The sequence below is a fragment of the Bacillus sp. JJ864 genome (genome assembly GCF_036963045.1).
Lineage (GTDB): Bacteria > Bacillota > Bacilli > Bacillales > Bacillaceae_G > Bacillus_A > Bacillus_A pseudomycoides_C.
The window spans coordinates 1,826-23,921 of record NZ_JBALLY010000016.1 but is presented as its reverse complement, the minus strand read 5'-3'; the positions used below and the strand labels follow the sequence as shown (position 1 = coordinate 23,921).

The window sequence follows — 22,096 nt, the reverse complement described above, 5'->3', positions numbered from 1 at the left end:
CCCCCACCTATCTTCTTCGATTCTCTCTCAATCTTGAGGTGGGGGTCTTACTACCCGTTAATGCGGGATAAAGCCAAATGTTCCACTTCTTTTCACTTATATCATGCTTAATAACTTATTATCAAACACAAGTACATTTGGACATTTATAATTTGTGAAAAAACTATTGTGAAAATCGGCAATGTTTATTTTAACTAAAATCGGTCCTGAATGTTATTTTTATAAACAAAAAAGCAGATGGTATAGATTTTTTCTATATCAACTGCTTTTCTATTATACCAACTCCAACCACGCCACACACTCCACATGCGTAGTATGTGGGAACATATCCACAGGCTGAACCTCCTGCGTCTTATATCCACCTTCTTCAAGCATTTTCAAATCACGAGCAAGTGTCGCTGGGTTACATGATACGTATACAACACGCTTTGGCTTCATGTCGATGATTGTGTTTAATAGTGCTTCATCGCAGCCTTTACGAGGCGGGTCCACTACAATAGTGTCGGCGATGATGCCTTGTTTGTACCAGTTTGGGATGACTACTTCTGCTTCTCCTACGCCGAATTCGACGTTTGTCATGTTGTTTAATTCTGCGTTTCGGTTTGCGTCTTCGATTGCTTCTGGGACGATTTCAACGCCGTATACTTTCTTTGCTTTTTGCGCTAGGAATAAGGAGATTGTTCCGATGCCGCAATATGCGTCGATGACCGTTTCGTTTCCATCTAATTTTGCGTACTCTAGTGCTTTGTCGTATAGCACTTTCGTTTGTGTTGGGTTTACTTGATAGAAGGAACGTGCTGAAATCGCAAATTTAATATCTCCGATAAAGTCATAAATATATTCCGATCCGTATAGGACTGTTGTTGTGTCGCCGAAAATGACGTTTGTACGTTTGTTGTTTACATTTTGGACGATCGATTTTACGCTTGGGAACTTCGCTGTGATTTCTTCGATGATTGCTTGTTTGTTTGGAAGTTCTGCCGTACGTGTGATAAAGACAAGCATGATTTCCCCTGTGACTTGTCCGTAGCGAGCCATGACATGACGAAGGGTTCCTTTGTGGCGTTCTTCGTTGTACGCTGTTATGCCGTGCTTTTCACAAATGCGTTTTACTTCTTGAATTAATGTATCGTTTTCTTCTGCTTGGATTAAGCATGTTTCCATATTAATGATGTCATGCGTTCCTTGGCGGTAAAAGCCCGCGACAAGGCCGCCTTCACTTTCGCCAATTGGTACTTGTGCTTTGTTTCGATATACCCATGGGTTTTCCATGCCAAGAACAGGGTGAACCGGTACATCATGTAGTCCGCCGATGCGCTGCATCACGTCGCGTACTTGTTTTTCTTTTGCTTGTAGTTGTCCTTCATATGTTAAATGCTGAAGCTGACAACCGCCGCACTGATTATATACTGGGCATTCTGCGTCTTTGCGATATGGACTTTCTTTATGAAGCTTCATTAAACGACCAAAAGCAAAGTTCTTTTTCACTTTAATAATTTTAATTTGCGCTTCTTCACCTGGTAATCCGTTTTTTACGAAAATAGGATAGCCTTCTACTTTCGCAACACCGGCACCATCATGTGTTAAATCTTCAAACACTACATCTATAAACTCGTTTTTTTCAACTGGTGGCGTCATTTTATTACTCATTTTCCGACCTCTCTTTTTTCATAACACTGCGTTACATTTTACCATAATCCCCCGCTCTTTAGCCATTGGAAGAAAAAATCTATTGACGACAATTCTTTATAAATGTTACGCTACTACTAATTGCATACGGATGGTGTTACCTCATATATACTTGATGATATGGATCGAGAGTCTCTACCTGGCAACCGGAAATTGCTGGACTATGGGGAAAACTAATGAATATTAGCTTTTTTATTATATATATAAAGACTCATGTTGATTAGCTTTCTCGCATAGAAGGAAGTCGATCTGTATGGGTCTTTTTTTTATTTTCATTTTAAAGGTCAGACATCATACGTATGACTTGAAACCTTTGAGGGTAACTCCTCTATTTACTTAACAGCATCTGAAAGGAGCAAATTTTGTGCACTATGTAATGAGTATTATCGGCATTCTTGCTGTATTAGGAATTTGTTTTGCTTTCTCTACCAACAGAGCAAAAGTGAATTTCCGCGCTATTATTATTATGCTTATTTTCCAAATTTTAATTGGTTGGTTTGTATTTGGAACAAAGGTTGGTCAGCAAATTATTGTTTGGATTGGTCAAGTCTTCAATAAATTAATTAAACTTGGTACGACAGGTGTAGACTTTTTATTTAACGGCATTCATAAAGATTTTGTCTTTTTCTTCAACGTATTATTAATTATCGTCTTTTTCTCTGCACTACTTTCTATTTTTAGTTATCTTGGCATTTTACCTTTTATCGTTCGCGTTTTTGGCGGTGCGATTTCAAAAATTACAGGTTTGCCGCGTGTGGAATCGTTCCACGCTGTAAACTCGGTCTTCTTCGGATCAAGTGAAGCATTACTTGTTATTAAGAATGACCTGCAGCATTTTAATGCAAACCGTATGTTTATCATTTGCTGCTCGGCAATGAGCTCTGTATCAGCTTCTGTCACAGCATCTTATGTGATGATGTTAGATACAAAATACGTATTAGTAGCCTTGCCGCTAAACTTATTCTCTAGTCTTATCGTTTGTTCATTATTAACACCAGTTGATACAGCACAAGCGGATGAAAAGCTCCAAAAGTTCGATAAAAATATGTTTGGTAACAGCTTAATCGACGCAATGATTAACGGTGCATTAGACGGCTTAAAAGTAGCCGGAATTGTTGCGGCATTAATGATTGCTTTTATCGGTGTAATGGAAGTTGTAAACTTCGTGATTTCTTCCGCTTCAGGTGCAATTGGTTATAAAATTACACTACAACAAATTTTCGGTTACATTCTTTCACCATTTGCGTTCTTAATGGGCATTCCAGCACACGATGTTATTTCTGCTGGTGGTATTATGGGAACGAAGATTGCATTAAACGAATTCGTTGCAATTTTAGACTTAAAGAAAATCATGACAACATTATCCCCGCGCACAGTCGGGATTGTAACAGTATTCTTAATTAGCTTTGCAAGCATTAGTCAAATCGGCGCAATCATTGGTACAATTCGTGCTCTATCCGAAAAACAAGGGAGCGTCGTATCACGTTTCGGTTGGAAACTCCTTTGGGCTTCCACATTAGCTTCTATTTTATCTGCGACAATCGCAGGATTATTTATTTAACTATACAAATAGCTTCCTATTTAAAAATAGGAAGCTATTTTTTTGTTTCCTTCACAAAACTTATATATTCATTTTCGACATATAAGTCGCTGCTATGCAGAATACAGCATGACTACTACTTGCTTTCTCCTTTTGTTTTAAATTTTGCCTGTGGTAGGAAAAGGCCCTGACCGTTTCTACGCACGGACAGATGCTCTCGTCTCCCTTAAAAAAGAATGTTTTTATATCGTTTTTTCAACTTATATATATACATCTTCCTGATACTTTACAAAAATTCAGTATCTTTGGCGTAATTATCCAAAAAAGGATATTCCCCTCTTCATTCGAGAGTGATATGATTAACAAGGATATAATACACAATAGAAGGATGGATATGATGAAGAAATACGCACTATTGGCTTTACTTTCTTCTACTATTCTCGTAGGCTGTAACACTAGTGTAACTAGTGATAAACAGAAAAAAGAAGCAGCTGCGGAGAAACAAAAAGAAACGAAGAAAGCGGAAGCGAAAACAGTAGACGTTCCCTTAACACAAGGGAATGTAACATGGGAGCCTTTTGCACCTGATGCAAAAAACACTGTGCTCTATATGAACAATTTAAAAGATGCGTTTACAGAAGTACAATACCACGTTTGGCGCACTGCTGATGGCTCTGAAAGCAAACAGACATTTTCCTCAAAGGAAAAAGAACATAACTTTGCTTTCCCATTCCACTTAAAAGCCTTCAATTTGAAACGCGGAGAGTATCAAATTGAAACAACGGGATTAAAAGAAGATGGCTCACAAGTACCTCTTGCGAAATCTACAATTACATTCCAACAATCTGTACCAATTCTAATGTATCATGCAATTGAAAAATACTTTGGACCAGGTGACGGTGAGTTAGGATTGTATGTACCGCCAGAACAGTTCGAATCACATATGAAATACTTAAAAGATAACGGGTATACATTGCTGACTTTTGAACGTTGGGGTGATATCAATCGTGTTAATAAGCCTGTCTTTATTACGCTAGATGATGGGCGAAAAAACAATATGAATGCCCTTAGAATTTTACAAGGTTTAAAAGATGATAAATTCCAGCCAGCAGCGACAGAGTTTATCGTTGCCAATGATATTGATGCGCCAAATCGTCTTTCAAAAGATGAAATTAAACAGATGGTCGATTCCGGCATTTTCTCTATCCAATCGCACACATCTACTCATGCGATGATGGCTTTTTCAAACAATTATGATGAAGAATTACGCGTTTCAAAAGAGAAAATTCAAAGTCTTACTGGTCAAAAAATCATTGCTCTTGCTTATCCAGTAGGTTCTTATAACGATCAAGCTGTTGAAGAAACAAAAAAATATTACGAATTTGCTGTAACAACAGATCATGGCAATCATCTGACAAAAGGTTTACCGAACGAGCAATATTTAATTAAACGCCATTTTGTCGGACCTAAAACAACAATGGGTGAGTTTACAGCATTGGTAAGAGAGCGCAATTAATGATATAAATGCAAATTCCTACCGCATAACAGCGACTGATATGTGGAAAAATGAAAATGAGTTTATATATTGTAAGGCTGTTTTTATAAACAAAGCAGCCTCTTCTTATACTTTTATTAAAGGATGCTTATACTATGAAAAAATATATTTCTACTATACTACTCTCTACTCTGTTCATCGCTGGCTGTAGTAATTCGACGCAAACAGAACCGAAAAAAGAAGCGACGGCTTCCAAGCAGCAAACAGCTAAGAAAACAGAAGAGAAAGTGCAGCCGCAAGGATCCATTTCGTGGAATCCGATTACACACGAATCAACAAATACTGTTATCTATACGAAAGATGTAAAAGATCCCCTGACAGAGGTGCAATACAAAATTTGGCGCACCGCTGACGGAAAAGAAAGTGTAAAAACATTTTCTTCTAAAGAAAAAGAAAATCATTTTTCTTTACCGTTCGATCTAAAAGAATTTGAAGGTAAGCGCGGGGAATATCAAATTGAAGCAAGTGGTGTAAAAGAAGACGGAAAAACGATTCCACTTACAAAATCAGCAGTTGTCTTTCAGCAGCATGTACCGATTCTCATGTATCATGCGATTGATGATTATAAAGAAGGAAGCGGTATTAAAGACCTATTTGTCTCCCCTGCCAACTTTGAAGCGCAAATGAAGTATTTAAAAGACAACGGCTATACACTTTTAACATTTGAACGTTGGAACGACATTAACAAAGTAAACAAACCAATTTTCGTTACATTTGATGACGGGATGAAAAATAATCTGAACGCGTTTCATATTTTACAAAAGCTAAAAGATGACAAATTTAAACCAACTGCAACAGAGTATATGATTACCGATTCTATCGATACAGAAGGTTCTCTATCTACAGCTGATATAAAAGAAATGGTAAACTCCGGCATTTTCTCTGTTCAATCTCATACAGCAACACATGCAGATTTACCAAAAATCACAAACTATGAAGCAGAGCTAAAAGGTTCGAAGGAAAAACTCGAAAAAGTTACTGGAAAACCTGTTATTGCGATTGCTTATCCATTTGGCCATGTAAATGATCAAGTTGTTGCAGAAACGAAAAAGTATTATCAATTTGCGACAACAACGAAACCGGGACAATTCATTACAAAAGGTGAAGCAGATGAGTTATTACGCATGAAACGTGTCCGTATTCATAACAACACGACTGTAGAACAGTTCTCGTTAGCAATTAAATAAGAAAATAGAACCCGATTACAATCGGGTTCTATTTATAAATTCAGAATTTTCCTGTATTATGGATATAAGAAATATTTAAACAAAGGAGAATACATATGTCATTTGAGCAAACGTTAGAAAAATACGCTTCACTAGCGGTAAATATCGGAGTTAATATTCAACCGGGACAAACATTAACTATTGGTGCACCAATTGAAGCTGCCCCGTTCGTTCGTCTTGTTACAAGAAAAGCTTATGAATCTGGAGCAAAGCATGTATACGTTGACTTTGTAGATGAGCAATTATCACGCTTAAAATTTGATTTAGCACCAGAAGAAGCATTTGCTGAATTCCCTGCTTGGAAAGCACGTGCCCGTGAAGAACTAGCAAAAGAAGGCGCAGCATTTATGTCTATTTACGCAGAAAATCCTGATTTATTAAAAGGTGTAGATCCAAAGCGTATTGCGAGCGCAAACCGAGCAGCTGGAGAAGCGATGAAAACAGTTCGCGAATATATGCAAGCTGACAAAGTAAGCTGGTGTGTGATTTCTGTTCCAACAGTAGAATGGGCAGCAAAAGTATTCCCAGATGTACCAAAAGAAGAACAAGTCACAAAATTATGGGATGCGATTTTCCAAGCTACTCGTGCGAACTTAGAAAATCCTGTTGAAGCATGGAACGAACATAACGATAACTTACATACGAAAGTACACTATTTAAACGACAAACACTACAAAGCATTATCCTACAAAGGACCAGGCACAGATTTAACAATCGAGCTTCCTGAAAAACATTTATGGGTCGGTGCTGGCAGCGTTAACGAAAAGAATGTACCATTCATGGCAAATATTCCAACTGAAGAAGTATTTACAATGCCACTAAAAACAGGCGTAAACGGCTATGTAACAAGTAAAAAGCCATTAGTGTATGCCGGAAATGTGATTGATAACTTCACACTTACATTTGAAAACGGACGCATTGTAGACTACAAAGCTGAAGTTGGCGAAGAAACATTAAAACACTTAGTTGAAACAGATGAAGGTTCTCACTTCTTAGGAGAAGTTGCATTAGTACCGCACGATTCACCTATTTCTAATACAAATATTTTGTTCTACAATACATTATTTGACGAAAATGCATCTTGCCATTTAGCAATCGGTAATGCTTATGCTTTCAACTTAGACGGCGGTAAAACAATGTCAAAAGAAGAACTTGCAGAAAACGGTGCAAACTCTAGTATTACACACGTAGACTTTATGATTGGCTCCGGCGAACTAGATATTGACGGTATTACAGCAGATGGTACTCATGAACCAATCTTCCGTAAAGGGAATTGGGCACTTTAATAAAGTGAAACTTCCATCAGTGGGGGTTTTCTTCATCCCCCACTGATGGTTAGTTGAACCAATCGGGCTTTTACGGGCAGTTATCCTCCACCTTCCTCTTTGCTTCTCTCTAAATCTTGAGGTGGGGTCTTACTGCCCGTTAATGCGGGATAAGAATAAAAAATCGCATCAACGTTTTCGTTGATGCGATTCTTTTTTATAGGCCTAACGAAATATATTTAATTTCTACATACTCTTCAATGCCAAAGTGACCGCCTTCACGGCCGATACCACTTTCTTTAAATCCACCAAATGGCGCTTGTGCAACCGATGGAAGACCATCATTTAAGCCAATAATTCCGTATTCTAATGCTTCACTAATTTGAAATGCTTGGCTAATATTTGTTGTAAAGACATATGCTGCTAGACCATATGGCGTGTTATTCGCACGCTCAATTACTTCTTCAGCTGTTTTAAATTTCGCAACAGGTGCAAGCGGCCCAAATGTTTCTTCTATCATACATAACATCTCATCATTTGCTTCGCCGATTACAGTTGGCTGAACAAAGTGACCATCTAATTCTGCAACTCCTCCGTTCAGTACCTTTCCACCCTTTTGAATGGCATCTTCTATATGTTCTTGTACTTTTTCAACAGCTGATTGATCGATAAGCGGCCCAACAGTTGTGCCTTCTGCAAAACCGTCACCTACTTGTAATTCTCCTACAGCCTTTTGGAACTTCTCTACGAAGTTTTCATATACATCTTCTTGCACAAACACACGATTTGTACAAATGCACGTTTGACCAGCATTACGGAATTTCGAACCGATTACTGCTTCGACAGCTTTATCTAAATCTGCATCATTCATCACAATAAATGGTGCATGGCCACCTAACTCTAGAGAAACTTTTTTCATTGTTTCTGCCGCACCGCGCATTAATTCTTTTCCAATTTCCGTTGATCCCGTAAAAGATACCTTTCTCACACGTCCATCATTCATCCATGTATCAGCAATTGCTTTCGCGCTGCCTGTTACAATATTTAAAACACCTTTTGGAATGTCTGCTTCATGCGCAAGCTCAGCTAGCTTTAACGCTGTTAATGGTGTTTGGCTTGCTGGTTTCACAACTGCCGTACAACCAGCTGCTAATGCAGGCGCCACTTTTCTTGTAATCATAGCTGCTGGGAAGTTCCACGGCGTAATTGCTGCGATTACGCCAACAGGTTGTTTCGATACAAGGATTCGCTTATTCGGGTGAGAAGCAGGAATCATTTCACCATATACACGCTTTCCTTCTTCTGCATACCATTCTACAAAACTATTTGCATAGTTTACTTCACCAAGTGCTTCTGCAAACGGCTTACCTTGTTCCTTTGTCATAATAGCGGCGATTTCTTCTTTATGCTCATCAATTAATGTAAACCACTTTTTCAATTTGTTCGCACGCTCTGCTGCTGTTAACTTTGACCAAGTCTTAAATGCATCATGCGCAGCATCAACTGCTTGCTTCGCTTCCGTTACCCCGCCTTTTGGAACAGTAGCAAACACTTCTTGCGTAGCAGGGTTGTTAATTTCAATTTGCTCATGCAAATGAATCCACTCTCCATTTATGTACATTGCTTTCTTATCTAACATTGCTTTTTTATCCAATTTGTTCGTCCTCCCTTATATTTACTATGATATACCTTTTTATGTAACATAAAAAATGAGACGCTCGCAGCCACGCAAAACACTACATGACCCGCTCTCGCTTTCTCCCTTTGTTTTAAACCCGGCATGTGGCAGAAACAGGCACTGACCGCTTCCACGCATGGCCAGACGCTCTCGATCCTCTACAAAAGAAATTTTTATGTTGGTTTTTCAACACATAAGTAGCGGCCTCGCAGAACATTAGATGATCGGCTCTCGCTTTCTCCTTTTGTTTTAAACATGGCACGTGGCAGGAAAAGGCACTGACCGCTTCTACGCATGGCCAGTCGCTCTCGCCCATCTAAAAAAGCGGTTTTCTCAATTTTATATTTATCGATACTTCTTCCTCTTCAATAAACTTTTTAATTTTTCTCGTTGCTGCAGACTGACTAATCTTTAGCGCCTCTGCCACTTTATAGCTTGACCCGTGCACTTTATACGCCTTTAAAATAATACTGCGCTCTACTTCTTCTAACATTTCATACAAACTTTTCCCCGATTGCTCAATCGTCGATTTTTGCATAGATAACGGTAAATCGTCCATTGTAACAAGCTCATCTGCAGTAATGACAACACGTTCCATTACATTTTCTATTTCGCGGTTATTTCCTTCCCACGGATATTCTAAAAATGCATGCAACACATGTGGGGATAATGCCACACTGCGTCCATACTTCTCGTTAAAATGCTGCAAGTAATAAGAAACGAGCGGTAAAATGTCTTCCTGCCTCTCACGTAAAGGCGGAATATGAATGGGAATAACGTTAAGACGATAGTATAAATCCTTTCGAAACGTTCCCTGCTTCACCATCTCTTGCAAATTTCTATTTGTTGCAGCTACAATGCGAACGTCTACTTTTTTAAATTCTCTGCCTCCGACTGCACGAAACGTTTTTTCCTGTAATACTTGTAAAAGCTTCGCTTGAATTTCAAGAGGCATTTCTCCGATTTCATCTAAAAAGAGCGTTCCTTTATGAGCAAGTTCTAAAATCCCTTTTTTCCCTTCACGATGTGCGCCTGTAAAAGAACCGCCTGCATATCCAAATAATTCGGATTCAATTAAATTCGTTGGCAAAGCTGCACAATTGATTTCATAAAACATTTCATTTTTCCGATGGCTCTGTTCATGTAAATGGCGCACTAGTCGGCTTTTTCCAACTCCGGTCTCTCCTAAAACAAGAACTGTACTATCGACTACAGATACCTTTTTTATTGTTCCAACTATTCTCTCCATAGCTGCACTTTTAAAAATAAGTCCTTCATGTTCATATGTTTCTCGTAATTCTTTTTTATACGTTTTTAATTGATCAGTCATTGTCTCTACCTGTTGACGCAATTGATAGAGCTCTGTTAAATCACGCGAGTAGCTAATAACCCTCCGTAAATTGCCTTGATCATCAAAAACTGGCCGCGTGCGAACATGTAAATATTCTCCCGATTTTGTTGTTTGCACAAGTTCAATCGGCTTCTGTTTTTCAATCACTTCAAGAGTTGCCGATGGATAAAAAATCCCTTCCTTTTGCAGCTCTTTTACACTCTTACCAATTAATTGTTCCGCCGGTAACTGGTAATGTCTTTCACACATGCTGTTTACACGAACGACAATCCCTTTCTCATCTGTTACAAAAATTTCATCAAAAGCGTATTCAAATACATCTTTCAAATCCATAAACGCTCGTTCCTTTTCCGCCACCATCCCAGTCACTCCCTGAGGTTTAAATATTTTAAAAGTTTCATAACTCTGTTTTGAAATACCGCAGAGTTACTAATATGCAAACACGTCCAATTTATATAATGCTTTCTTATCATTATATAACAGGGAGTGTGGGAACAGTGGCAAACAAGTTTTTAATATATATATTTAGTACAGTTTCAAGCACGGTCAGATACTCTTAAAAAGAAAGGAGGATTTTATGTCTTTTTTCAACACATAAGCCGTGGCCTCGCACAACACAACATGACCCGCTCTCGCTCTCTCCTTTTGTTTTAAACCTGGCACGTGGCAGAAACAGGCCCTGACCGCTCCTATGCGCGGCCAGTTGCTCTCGCCCATCTAAAAAAGAGGGTTTTTATATCTTACACGTGCGCTTTATCTACTTTTCCATAACAAGATTGAAGCGACTCTTCTAAAATCATAAGCCCTTCTTCAAGTTGCTCATCCGTAATCACAAGCGGCATTAAAACGCGAACGACATTTCCGTACGTACCTGCCGTTAATAGAAGCAAGCCTCTCTTATTTGTTTCTGCAATAAGCTTGGCGGCTAGTTCTTTATTCGGCTCTTTCGTCATTTTGTCTTTCACTAATTCAAAGGCACACATCGCTCCTAATCCGCGCACATCACCAATGCATTCATATTTTCCAGCCATTTGATGAAAACGATCCATTACTACTTTTCCAATATGCACAGCTCTTTCATTTAAATTTTCTTTCTCCATTACTTCAAGAACAGCTAATGCAGCACTGCATCCTAATGGACTTCCAGCATACGTTCCGCCTAATTCACCCGGCGCAGCCTCATTCATTACTTCCTTTCGGCCAATTACACCGCTAATTGGCACGCCTGCCCCTAGCGATTTCGATACCGTAATTAAATCCGGTACGACATCATAATGGTCAATCGCAAAATATTTCCCCGCACGGCCAAATCCTGTTTGAATTTCATCAGCAACGAACAAAATGCCATGTTCAGCACATAAACGGTGTACTTCTTTCACAAACTTTTTACCAGGGACAATAAAACCGCCTTCTCCCTGTACCGGCTCCATCACAACAGCAGCAATACTTTCTGGTGCAACTTCTGTGATTAAGAAATTTTTAAACTCTTCAATAATGAAATCTTCATATTGTTCTTCTGTTAATCCAGCTGGTCGACGATATTCGTAAGGAAATGGAGCTTTATACACTTCTGGTGCAAATGGACCAAATCCGTTTTTATATGGCTTTACTTTACTTGTCATTGTCATCGTCATTAATGTGCGTCCGTGAAACCCTTTTGTAAATGCAATAATCCCTGTTCGCTTCGTATACTTACGAGCAATTTTCACTGCATTTTCAACCGCTTCAGCTCCGCTATTTAAAAACAATACTTGCTTATCAAAGTCACCTGGTGCGAGCGCAGCTAGCTTTTCTGCCAATTCAATATACGACTCATACATCATTACGTTAAAACCTGTATGAATATATTGATCGATTTGCTTATGAAGAGCTTCTGTAACGGCCGGATGACAATGTCCGACGTTAATTGTACCAATTGCTCCGGCAAAGTCGATAAATTGATTTCCATCCACATCTGTAACAAGTGCTCCTTGAGCCGATTGTACAAATGTTTGAATTCCATTGCTTACTCCTCTTGGTACAATATTTTGACGGCGTTCAAATAATGAAGCTGCCTTTGAACCCGGAATATTTTCATTTACTTTAGCAAAATTTGTTTTCATGATATTCTCCACCTCTTTTAGTCATTTGCTCTTTATAATGCAAAATGTGTGCCAACTTATAAATGTACGGTTCTCTTATGTTTCCGGACGTTTCGACATAAAAAATAAGTCATTAAAGACTTATTACAAGTCTTTAATGACTTATTTAAAAGATTTCTATCTATATATTCACGTTAATTTTCCGACATACAAGTCACTGCTATACAAAATACAACATGACTCGCTCTCGCTCCTCTAAAAAAAGGCGGTTTTTCAATTTATATAACTACAGTAATTTTCCACCCTTCACAAAAAAACTACCTTTTACAAGGTAGTTTCCTGCTGTTCTGGAATAAATAACTCCAAACAGTGATACACATTTTCAAATTCCATCGGTGCATCACCACCGTATTCACCATCTAAATTAATCATTAATTTTTCTGTTGAATGTACTTTAATTCGATTTGCTTGTGTGTATAACACTTTCGGATTATTGATATGCTCACCGCGCTGCGCTTGTGTAGCTGCTTTAATTAAATCTGCAATTGATCCTTTTTTCAATATTAACAAATCAAATAAACCATCATTAATAGAAGCATACGGTGCTACTTTTTCAAAGCCGCCGACAGATCGTGTATTTGTAATTAAAAACATTGTAATTTCTTCTTGCAGTAATTTTCCATCATATTCAATTTCTACATATGTTGGATGTAAGGATGGTAACATTTCAATCCCTTTTAAATAATACGCAAGTTGTCCAAGTACTGTTTTTAACTTACTTGGTACTTCATATGTTAATTCAGTTATACGGCCACCGCCTGCAATATTAATAAAGTATGTATCATTCGCTCTTCCAAGATCAAGAGGTACCGTTTGGCCAGCACAAATGATATCAACAGCTTCTTCAATGGAACGAGGTACGCCAATCGCACGAGCAAAGTCGTTTGTCGTTCCAACTGGAATAATCCCAAACTTGGGGCGATGTTCATTTCCAACTAACCCATTTACCACTTCATTTAATGTACCGTCACCGCCTGCTGCGATTACAACGTCAAACTTACGCTCTGCCGCTTGCCTCGCTGCCCCAGTCGCATCTCCAGGACCTGTCGTCGCATGACATGATGCTTCATACCCTGCTTCTTCTAACTTTCGCAGTACTTCCGGTAAATTTTTCTTAAACAACTCACGACCAGAAGTCGGATTATAAATAATTCTTGCACGTTTCATATAGCATTAGCACAGGAAAACCCTCATTCATCAAAAAAGGGAAAGGAATAGCCGCTAAGTACTCACTTAGCATTCCTATGCATACCCTCCTTCCATTTTTCACTCTCACGAAGTCATATAACTTCATTTTTCACATTAAGGCACTATTTATTTCATATGATGAAAAAATTCTCTCTAAATTTAGATTTATCATTATTACAAGTTTTTTGCAACTATCTCACCATACTTAACATGACAGCATTTCCCTTATGTTTGTCAGTTAATCAAACGTTTGTTTAAACGAAATGCCATTTAAACAAACGTTTGATTAACCCAGAAAAACACCCATATATGGGTGTTTTTTCTGTTTAATCGTTGCTGTTACTGTCTAGCTCCGGTGGCTAGAACAGTCAGTCGTTTCGCCTCCTCCGACGAAGCAAAAAGCACTTCTCTGTCGAAAGCTCCAACGCCTTCCCGTTCTAATCGAGCCACCTCTGCTTTTCGTTATATATCCACTTTGATTTTTCAACATCCAACTTGCTGGTATGTAAAACAAAAAGTGATATGCTCTCGTTTGCTCACTTTGTTTTAACATTGCCTGTGGCAGAAAAGGGCCCTGACCGCTCTATGCGTGGCCAGCCGCTCTCGACCAGCTAAAAAAAGTGGTTTTTATGTTGTTTTTTCAATTTGGATTTATATATCTAGCTCCGCTTTTCGTTATGTCTAGCTCCGGTGGCGAGAATACTCGGTCATTTCACTTCTTCCTCCGAGGCAAAGAACGCCTCTCTGTCAGAAGTTCCAATGCCCTCCTATTCTAATCGAGCCACCTCCGCTTTTCGTTATTATCGCTTGTTAATCTCTTCAAGTAAGATTTTATTAACAAGTGGCGGGTTTGCTTGTCCTTTTGTTGCCTTCATAATTTGACCAACTAAGAAGCCAATTGCACGGTCTTTACCGTTTTTGAAATCTTCAATAGATTGTTCGTTATTATCAAGAATTTCTGTTACGACTTTGCGAAGCGCTCCTTCGTCAGAAATTTGAACAAGACCTTTAGCTTTTACGATTTCTTCTGGGTCTCCACCTTTTTCAATTAATTCGTTAAATACTTTTTTCGCAATTTTAGACGAAATTGTACCTTTTTCAATTAATTGAATCATTTTAGATAAACCAGCTGGTGTTAATGCTACGTCTTCTAATTCTTTTTGTTGTTTGTTTAAGTATGCTAATACTTCACCCATTAACCAGTTTGATGTTAATTTCGCGTCTGCACCGTCTGCAACTGTTGCTTCGAAGAAATCAGACATCTCTTTCGTTAATGTTAATACGTGTGCGTCATAAGCTGGTAAGCCAAGCTCTTCAACATAACGTACTTTACGAGCATCTGGAAGCTCAGGAATAGAAGCACGAACGCGCTCTTTCCACTCATCGTCGATGTAAAGCTCTACTAAATCTGGCTCTGGGAAGTAACGGTAATCGTCAGATCCTTCTTTCACACGCATTAAGATTGTTTTCTTCGTAGCTTCATCATAGCGGCGTGTTTCTTGTTGAATGATACCACCTGATAATAGCTCTTTTTCTTGACGCACTTGTTCAAACTCAAGACCTTTTTGAACGTAAGTGAAAGAGTTTAAGTTTTTCAGTTCTGCTTTTGTACCGAACTTTTCTTGTCCAACTGGACGAAGGGAAATGTTCGCATCACAACGAAGGGAACCCTCTTCCATCTTACAATCAGATACGCCTGTATATTGAATGATTGATTTTAACTTTTCTAAGTATGCATACGCTTCTTCTGGTGTACGCATATCTGGCTCAGATACGATTTCGATTAACGGCATACCTTGACGGTTGTAATCAACTAATGAGTAGCCTTCATTTGTATGCGTTGACTTACCTGCATCTTCTTCTAAGTGAAGACGTGTAATACCGATACGTTTCTTTTTGCCGTCTACTTCAATTTCAATCCAACCATTTTCCCCAATTGGTTTATCATATTGAGAAATTTGGTACGCTTTCGGGTTATCTGGATAGAAATAGTTTTTACGGTCAAATTTTGTTTCTGTTGCGATTTCACAGTTTAATGCCATTGCAGCTTTCATTGCAAAATTAACTGCTTCTTTATTTAGAGTTGGAAGCACCCCAGGATATCCTAAGTCAATTACACTTGTTTGTGTATTTGGATCCGCTCCGAATTCTGTTGGACTCGCAGAGAAAATTTTCGAATTTGTTTTTAACTCAACGTGAACCTCTAAACCGATAATTGTTTCTAAATTCATCTATGCTCGCCTCCTTTACAGACTTGCTTTTTTTGTATGATAATCTGTTGCTTGCTCAAACGCATGTGCAACGCGGTAAATTGTTGCTTCATCGAAGTGTTTACCGATAATTTGCAGTCCAAGTGGCATGTTGTTTGCACCGAATCCACATGGAACAGAAATTGCTGGAACACCTGCTAAGTTTACTGGAATTGTTAAAATGTCATTTGCATACATTGTCATCGGATCATCGATTTTTTCGCCTACTTTAAATGCTGGAGTTGGCGTTGTTGGTCCAATAATAACGTCATAGTTCGCAAATACATTTTCAAAGTCATTTTTAATTAATGTACGTACTTGTTGTGCTTTTTTGTAATATGCATCATAGTAACCAGAGCTAAGTGCAAATGTACCAAGCATAATACGACGTTTTACTTCGTCACCGAAGCCTTCGCTACGCGTATTCTTATAAAGGTCCATTAAGTTATTCACATTATCAGAACGAACGCCGTAACGTACGCCGTCAAAGCGTGAAAGGTTTGCAGACGCTTCAGAAGAAGAGATTAAGTAATATGCTGCTAATGCATATTTAGAGTGTGGAAGCGAAACTTCTTCCCAAGTTGCACCCATTCCTTCTAACACTTTTAACGCCGCTAGTACGGATTCACGAGCTTCCTCGCCAACACCTTCACCTAAGTATTCTTTTGGTACAGCGATGCGTAAACCTTTTACGTCGCCTGTTAAACCAGCTAAGTAATTCCCAACTTCAATGTTAGCAGAAGTTGTATCCATACGGTCTACACCAGAAATAGCTCGTAGTAAGTATGCATTGTCTTCAACTGTACGCGTAATCGGTCCGATTTGGTCAAGAGAAGATGCAAACGCAACTAAACCAAAGCGAGATACACGACCATATGTTGGTTTTAAACCAACAACGCCGCAATATGCAGCTGGTTGACGGATCGAACCACCTGTATCAGAACCTAAAGAGAATAATACTTCTCCTGCCGCTACTGCTGCTGCAGAACCACCGCTAGATCCACCTGGAACATAATCTAAATTCCATGGATTCTTTGTTGCATAAAAACCAGAGTTTTCATTAGAAGACCCCATCGCAAACTCGTCCATGTTTAATTTACCGATTGTAATTGTGTCAGCAGCGCTTAGCTTTTGCACAACTGTTGCATCATAAATTGGATCAAAGTTTGCTAAAATTTTGCTCGCACATGTTGTACGAAGACCTTTTGTTACGATGTTATCTTTCACACCGATTGGCATACCAAATAGTAAACCATTATCTTCAGCGCCTAACTTCGCATCTAGTTCTTTCGCTTTTGCACGTGCATTTTCTTCATCTAATGTAAGAAAAGCTTGTACTTTATCTTCAACATCCGCAATACGTTTGTAAGATTCCTCTACTAAATCCGTAACGGAAATTTCTTTGCTATGTAATTTTTTATGTAACTCTGATACAGAATGATCAAATAATGACATCGAAATTCCCCTCCTCTATTCTAATACTGCTGGAACACGGATTTGATTCTCTTTGTGATCCGGTGCATTTTTTAATACTTCTTCAACTGGTAAACCTTTTTCAGGTACGTCTTCACGCATAATATTTTTCATATCTAGTACGTGAGTTGTTGGTTTTACGTTTGTTGTATCTAATTCATTTAACTGCTCTGCAAATGTAACAATTGCATCGAGTTGTTTTTGAAATTTTTCTGCTTCTTGATCTGTAATCGCAAGACGTGCTAAATGGGCAACGTGCTTTACATTCTCAACGGAAATTCTTGACACGGCTAGGCCACCTCCATAATATATCGTACAATCTACAATACTATTGATGATACCAAATTTTCAGTAGTTCAAGCAAGTCAACACAGTATACTTCACTCATTTTTGGACAAAAAAAGAAAGGCTTTCGCCTTCCTTGTAAAATTTCATCAAACAGATTCCATTCTTACTTCTCAATTGTTTCTTTTTTAGAAACTGGTTCAGTATGGATGTTGTTTGCATTATCCTCTTCATTATCACGAATTGTTTTTTGCAGCACAAAACTAGACATCGTCAAAAATAATGTACCAAGTAAATAATAGCCTTTTACACTGAGTGGCTCTTCTAACGTATAAATACCAATTAACATGCCAGAAAGCGCACAAACGAAAGATGTCCATGCTAAAAATGTGAATGCTTGGGTGTTTCTTCTTCTCATTAGTATCCTCCTTATCGTGGCTCAATTCATCATTAGATGAGGGGATTATTATCCATATTATGAAGAAATATGGATAATAATCTATCTTTTGTATTACTCTAGCATATACATAGTTCTTTATAAAGAATAAAATGAATTTAGTTTGAAAAGTTTTAAAAATCATTTGACATTTATTTGGATAAAACATAGAATAAAAACAAATATTACGAACCTCGAAATATACGGGAGTGGAAATAATTGCTGCAATACGAACATTTTTTAGACTTACTGCTTAATAACGCCAAGAAGCTTTTCTATCCAGAAGAATGGGTAAGCCTTGATTTATCACTTTCAAAAACGGAAGTATTCTGTCTACTATGGATGGAGCGAAATACAGACATCACGATGAGTAAAATTGCGGAACTTCTCGATATTCCAATGAGTACGACAACAGGTGTAGTCAATCGTCTCGTAAAAAAGGAATATATTGAGCGCTACCGAAGTGAAAGTGATCGTCGCATTGTATTGATTCGTTTAACGGAAACTGGTCTAGAGCTTGTAGAAGAAGTAAAACAAAATGCTGCTTATTACTTTAACCTTGTAACAGAAGCGCTATCAGAAGAAGAAAAAGCATTTTTACTACAGATTTTCCAAAAAATCATGAATCATATTGCTACATCACAACCAAAAACAGAAGAAAAGCTAACTTCACCTAAGATCAAAAACATTCCGATTGAATAAAGTGAAACTTTATTCAGTGGGACTCTTCATCCCCCACTGATNNCGGGCAGTTTATCTCCCGCTTAGCTTCTTTGCCTCCGCCAAACTTTGAAGCGGAGATATTACTGCCCGTTAATGCGGGATAGACCCCTCTGCGGGTTTTTATTCAAAGATATATTTCGACTATCGTAATATTCGATTATCGAAACAAAGGGGATATGAATGATGAGAATTATTTTGTACACAGGTAAAGGCGGCGTAGGAAAAACAAGTATTTCAGCAGCAACAGCAATGCAAAGTGCAAAGCAAGGGTTAAAAACGTTAGTCATGAGCACAGACCCTGCCCATAGCTTAGGAGATTCATTTGGTATGAAACTTTCATCAGAACCGCAAGAAATTTGTGAAAACCTATGGGCGCAAGAAATTAATACAATCTATGAAATGGAAAAAGGCTGGGGCAAGCTGCAAAAATATATTACATTGCTATTTACATCAAAAGCGGCTGACGATATTACGACAGAGGAACTTACGATGTTCCCAGGTATGGAAGATTTAATTAGTTTACTGCGTGTATTAGATTACTATAAACAAAAAACATATGACGTCATCATTATTGACTGTGCTCCAACCGGTGAAACGCTAGCAATGTTAAGCTTTCCTGATATGCTCAGCTGGTGGATGGAAAAACTATTCCCAATTAAACGTAAAATATTAAAAGTTGTCCGTCCTGTTGCACAGCCACTTATTGGATTTCCCCTTCCTACCGATGATGCCATGGAAGAATTAACAAATACACTCGAACAGCTCGGCGAAATGAGAGATATTTTATCCAACCGAGAAGTAACAAGCATTCGCGTTGTTGTAAATCCAGAAAAAATGGTGATTAAAGAAGCGCAGCGCAGCTTCACATATTTAAATTTATATAACTACAACGTTGATGCCATCATGATTAATCGCATAATTCCTGATACTGTAACAGATTCCTATTTTCAAGCATGGAAAGATACTCAAAAGAAATATAAAGCATTAATTCAAGATAGTTTTCAGCCGCTCCCTATTTACGAAGCACCTATGTTTGAACAAGAAGTCGTTGGTTTATCTATGTTAGAGCGTGTCGGCGATGCTTTATTTAAAAATGATCCAGATCCAACTGCAGTAAAATTCAACGGCCGGACGCAGTATGTCACAAAAAACGGGGATGAATATATCTTTATCCTTTCCATCCCATTCTCTGATAAAAGTGAACTCTCTTTAAATCAAAAAGGTGACGAGCTAATTATTCGCGCTGGTTCCGTAAAACGAAACATTACCAAAAACATTAACGCATTTATCCATTCAAGGGGCTAAATTTGAAGGGGATGCCCTCAACATTCGATTTGGAGGTGTCGTTCATGCGTGAAGAATTATTACGGAAGATAATTCGAACGAAGATAGAGATGGGAATGTATGTTATGAATGAACTTCCTCACCCTATTCAACAACGAGCACAAAAGATGATTACCATTTTACAAGAAGAACTCACTTCTTATATACAAGAGCAGAAACAACCTGCAGAAACCTCTTTAAACCGTGTGACAATTGAATAGCTACAAAAGAAGAGACTAGGAAAATTCTAGTCTCTTCAACTTTTCAGTTTTAATTTTATGTAAATTTCTTTTTCTCTCATTTTTTTAAAAGGAAAACTCTCTAAAATAATGGAATAATTAAACGAATACAAAATTGAAAATTGGGGGCTGTAACTGAAATGAAAACTGCTCTTTTACTTGTTGATATCCAAAATGATTATTTTCCAAATGGAAAGATGGAACTGCGAAGCGCCGATGAAGCAAGTGAATATGCAAAACGTATCCTTCAACATTTCCGTGAAACAAACCAGCCTATTTTTCATATTCAACATGTTTCCATGCAGGAACATGCAACGTTTTTCCTGCCGAATACAGAAGGCATACATATTCATGAAAGTGTTCGTCCTTTTCAACAGGAAACGGTCATACTGAAGCATTTTCCGAATAGCTTTCGAGAGACGTCGCTATTACAAGAATTACAAAATTCACAAATTGAACAAGTCGTTGTATGCGGGATGATGACCCATATGTGCATCGATGCTACCGTACGAGCTGCCTTTGACTTTGGCTTTACATGCACAGTGGTGCATGATGCATGTGCAACGAAAGATCTAATCTTTAAAAATGTTTCGATTCCCGCTGTATACATTCATAATACAATTCTAGCTTCCTTAAATGACGTATATGCTGAGGTAATCAGCGGGGCAGAATTTTTACAACGCGAACAATCTCTTCAGACTTAACGAAAGAAATTGTTTCTATTTTTCTTAAAGTATATGTAAAAAAACACCGCCTTCAGCGAGCAAACTGAAAGCGGTGTCTTCTTGTCTAATCATAGATTTTCCTTCAATTGTATTATACAGGAAATTTATAAAATTTATACAAAGAAATATGACGAATGGGTAAGATTTTCTAGTCATTTTGTGTGTTTTTATTTAAATTTAACGCAAAAATCCAAAATAAGGTAAACTAGTAACAAAGGAGGTGTAACACGTGAAATTTTCAATTCAACGCAATCCATTGCTGTCTCTACTTACGCTTGCATTATGCCCCATTCCTTTTATTCTCTTTTTTGCAAAAGAAGTTGATACAGGCTCCATTATAGGAGGAATCATTATGTTGCTCATTATACTTATGCTTCTATGGGCACTATTTCATTCTTATCACGAGATTACAAGCACACATCTCATTGCTGTATTTGGTTTCATCAAAATTATAATTCCACTCCATGAAATAACGAGCATCAGATATACTTACAACCTACTCTCTGCACCTGCTTGGACGTTTAAGAGGGTAGAAATTACTTATAGCAATTATGATATAGCTCTTATATCGTTGCCAAAGGACCCCGATTTATTTATGAAAACAATGCAAGAGAAGTGTCCGCTTCTAAACAAGAATAGGATCTGACCTAGAAGCCTTTTAAGGTTAGTTCCTTTCTGTGCACACATGTCGAATACTGCCGAACGGTCTTTATCCCGCATTAACGGGCAGTACAGGTTGTGGAAGCATGGAGAAGAAGACTGCCCGTAAAAGCCCGATTGGTTCAACTAACCATCAGTGAGAAAGTCGTCACTGATGGAAGTTTCACTTTATATTGTGTCGAATCGCCGATATATTTGAAAAAACGCTGACATCATTTTATTTGTCTATACAGATTCAAATTAAATACAGTCAATGCCATAACCGACGATGAGAAGGAATTTTTATACTAACGCGCCGAACAAAATGGCCTGCTCCTTTTGTTTAAAACTTGGCATGTGGCAGGAAAAGG

At 38.1% G+C, this 22,096-nt stretch carries 17 protein-coding genes, 1 pseudogene and 1 riboswitch; of the genes and pseudogenes, 9 read left to right on the top strand and 9 right to left on the bottom strand.

Translation table 11 applies throughout. The annotated features are described in order from the left end of the window. Positions 1-273 precede the first annotated feature (273 nt). The gene (gene rlmD / locus V7024_RS03565; protein ID WP_335515764.1) at positions 274-1,650 is read right to left on the bottom strand and encodes a 23S rRNA (uracil(1939)-C(5))-methyltransferase RlmD; all 1,377 of its coding nucleotides are present in this window, start codon (positions 1,648-1,650) and stop codon (positions 274-276) included. Between the two features lie 121 nt (positions 1,651-1,771). Beyond that, a riboswitch (purine riboswitch) is annotated at positions 1,772-1,873 on the top strand. A gap of 180 nt (positions 1,874-2,053) precedes the next feature. On the opposite strand from rlmD, the gene V7024_RS03560 reads away from it, so the two are divergent. The 4 genes from V7024_RS03560 to V7024_RS03545 all read left to right on the top strand — a co-directional run bounded on the left by V7024_RS03560 (position 2,054) and on the right by V7024_RS03545 (position 7,296). Continuing rightward, the gene (locus V7024_RS03560; protein ID WP_335515761.1) at positions 2,054-3,250 is read left to right on the top strand and encodes a NupC/NupG family nucleoside CNT transporter; all 1,197 of its coding nucleotides are present in this window, start codon (positions 2,054-2,056) and stop codon (positions 3,248-3,250) included. Positions 3,251-3,626: 376 nt separating this feature from the next. Continuing rightward, entirely contained in the window at positions 3,627-4,745 is a 1,119-nt protein-coding gene (locus V7024_RS03555; protein ID WP_335515777.1) for a polysaccharide deacetylase family protein, read from the top strand. Positions 4,746-4,879: 134 nt separating this feature from the next. Beyond that, positions 4,880-5,971, top strand: a complete 1,092-nt coding sequence (locus tag V7024_RS03550; protein ID WP_335515759.1) for a polysaccharide deacetylase family protein — start codon at positions 4,880-4,882, stop codon at positions 5,969-5,971. A gap of 95 nt (positions 5,972-6,066) precedes the next feature. After that, positions 6,067-7,296, top strand: a complete 1,230-nt coding sequence (locus V7024_RS03545) for an aminopeptidase (RefSeq protein WP_335515756.1) — start codon at positions 6,067-6,069, stop codon at positions 7,294-7,296. 196 nt (positions 7,297-7,492) lie between these two features. Here V7024_RS03545 and V7024_RS03540 read toward each other — a convergent pair whose 3' ends face one another. The 8 genes from V7024_RS03540 to V7024_RS03505 all read right to left on the bottom strand — a co-directional run bounded on the left by V7024_RS03540 (position 7,493) and on the right by V7024_RS03505 (position 18,058). Next, complete coding sequence (locus V7024_RS03540; RefSeq protein WP_438824431.1) at positions 7,493-8,896, bottom strand: NAD-dependent succinate-semialdehyde dehydrogenase; 1,404 nt, start codon at positions 8,894-8,896, stop codon at positions 7,493-7,495. A 373-nt stretch (positions 8,897-9,269) separates the two neighbouring features. Next, complete coding sequence (locus V7024_RS03535; RefSeq protein WP_335515750.1) at positions 9,270-10,664, bottom strand: sigma-54 interaction domain-containing protein; 1,395 nt, start codon at positions 10,662-10,664, stop codon at positions 9,270-9,272. 380 nt (positions 10,665-11,044) lie between these two features. Next, positions 11,045-12,406: a 4-aminobutyrate--2-oxoglutarate transaminase gene (gene gabT, locus V7024_RS03530; RefSeq protein ID WP_335515747.1), complete on the bottom strand. Its 1,362-nt coding sequence runs from the start codon at positions 12,404-12,406 to the stop codon at positions 11,045-11,047. A 303-nt stretch (positions 12,407-12,709) separates the two neighbouring features. Next, positions 12,710-13,612 (bottom strand): diacylglycerol kinase, encoded by a 903-nt coding sequence (locus V7024_RS03525; protein WP_335515744.1) that lies wholly within the window; start codon positions 13,610-13,612, stop codon positions 12,710-12,712. A gap of 821 nt (positions 13,613-14,433) precedes the next feature. After that, a complete protein-coding gene (gene gatB / locus V7024_RS03520) occupies positions 14,434-15,864 on the bottom strand; it encodes an Asp-tRNA(Asn)/Glu-tRNA(Gln) amidotransferase subunit GatB (protein ID WP_335515742.1) in 1,431 nt (476 codons plus the stop codon). Between the two features lie 15 nt (positions 15,865-15,879). After that, positions 15,880-17,337, bottom strand: coding sequence for an Asp-tRNA(Asn)/Glu-tRNA(Gln) amidotransferase subunit GatA (gatA, locus tag V7024_RS03515; protein WP_335515739.1), 1,458 nt, complete (start codon positions 17,335-17,337; stop codon positions 15,880-15,882). 15 nt (positions 17,338-17,352) lie between these two features. Beyond that, positions 17,353-17,643 carry an Asp-tRNA(Asn)/Glu-tRNA(Gln) amidotransferase subunit GatC gene (gene gatC / locus V7024_RS03510; protein ID WP_020062440.1) on the bottom strand — a complete coding sequence of 97 codons (291 nt, stop codon included), beginning with the start codon at positions 17,641-17,643 and terminating at the stop codon, positions 17,353-17,355. 163 nt (positions 17,644-17,806) lie between these two features. Then, the gene (locus V7024_RS03505) at positions 17,807-18,058 is read right to left on the bottom strand and encodes a YiaA/YiaB family inner membrane protein (protein ID WP_098916921.1); all 252 of its coding nucleotides are present in this window, start codon (positions 18,056-18,058) and stop codon (positions 17,807-17,809) included. A gap of 237 nt (positions 18,059-18,295) precedes the next feature. Between V7024_RS03505 and V7024_RS03500 the strand changes: the two genes are divergently transcribed. The 5 genes and pseudogenes from V7024_RS03500 (at position 18,296) to V7024_RS03480 (ending at position 21,732) form a co-directional block, all read left to right on the top strand. Further along, positions 18,296-18,778: a MarR family winged helix-turn-helix transcriptional regulator gene (locus V7024_RS03500; RefSeq protein WP_335515732.1), complete on the top strand. Its 483-nt coding sequence runs from the start codon at positions 18,296-18,298 to the stop codon at positions 18,776-18,778. A 201-nt stretch (positions 18,779-18,979) separates the two neighbouring features. Continuing rightward, positions 18,980-20,156: pseudogene (locus tag V7024_RS03495) on the top strand (ArsA family ATPase). Further along, positions 20,149-20,343 carry a DUF3926 domain-containing protein gene (locus V7024_RS03490; protein WP_335515726.1) on the top strand — a complete coding sequence of 65 codons (195 nt, stop codon included), beginning with the start codon at positions 20,149-20,151 and terminating at the stop codon, positions 20,341-20,343. Before V7024_RS03495 ends, V7024_RS03490 begins: the two are co-directional and overlap by 8 nt. A 158-nt stretch (positions 20,344-20,501) precedes the next feature. Beyond that, the gene (locus tag V7024_RS03485; protein ID WP_335515722.1) at positions 20,502-21,065 is read left to right on the top strand and encodes a cysteine hydrolase family protein; all 564 of its coding nucleotides are present in this window, start codon (positions 20,502-20,504) and stop codon (positions 21,063-21,065) included. Between the two features lie 250 nt (positions 21,066-21,315). Then, positions 21,316-21,732, top strand: a complete 417-nt coding sequence (locus tag V7024_RS03480) for a PH domain-containing protein (protein WP_335515719.1) — start codon at positions 21,316-21,318, stop codon at positions 21,730-21,732. The last annotated feature ends 364 nt before the right edge of the window (positions 21,733-22,096 follow it).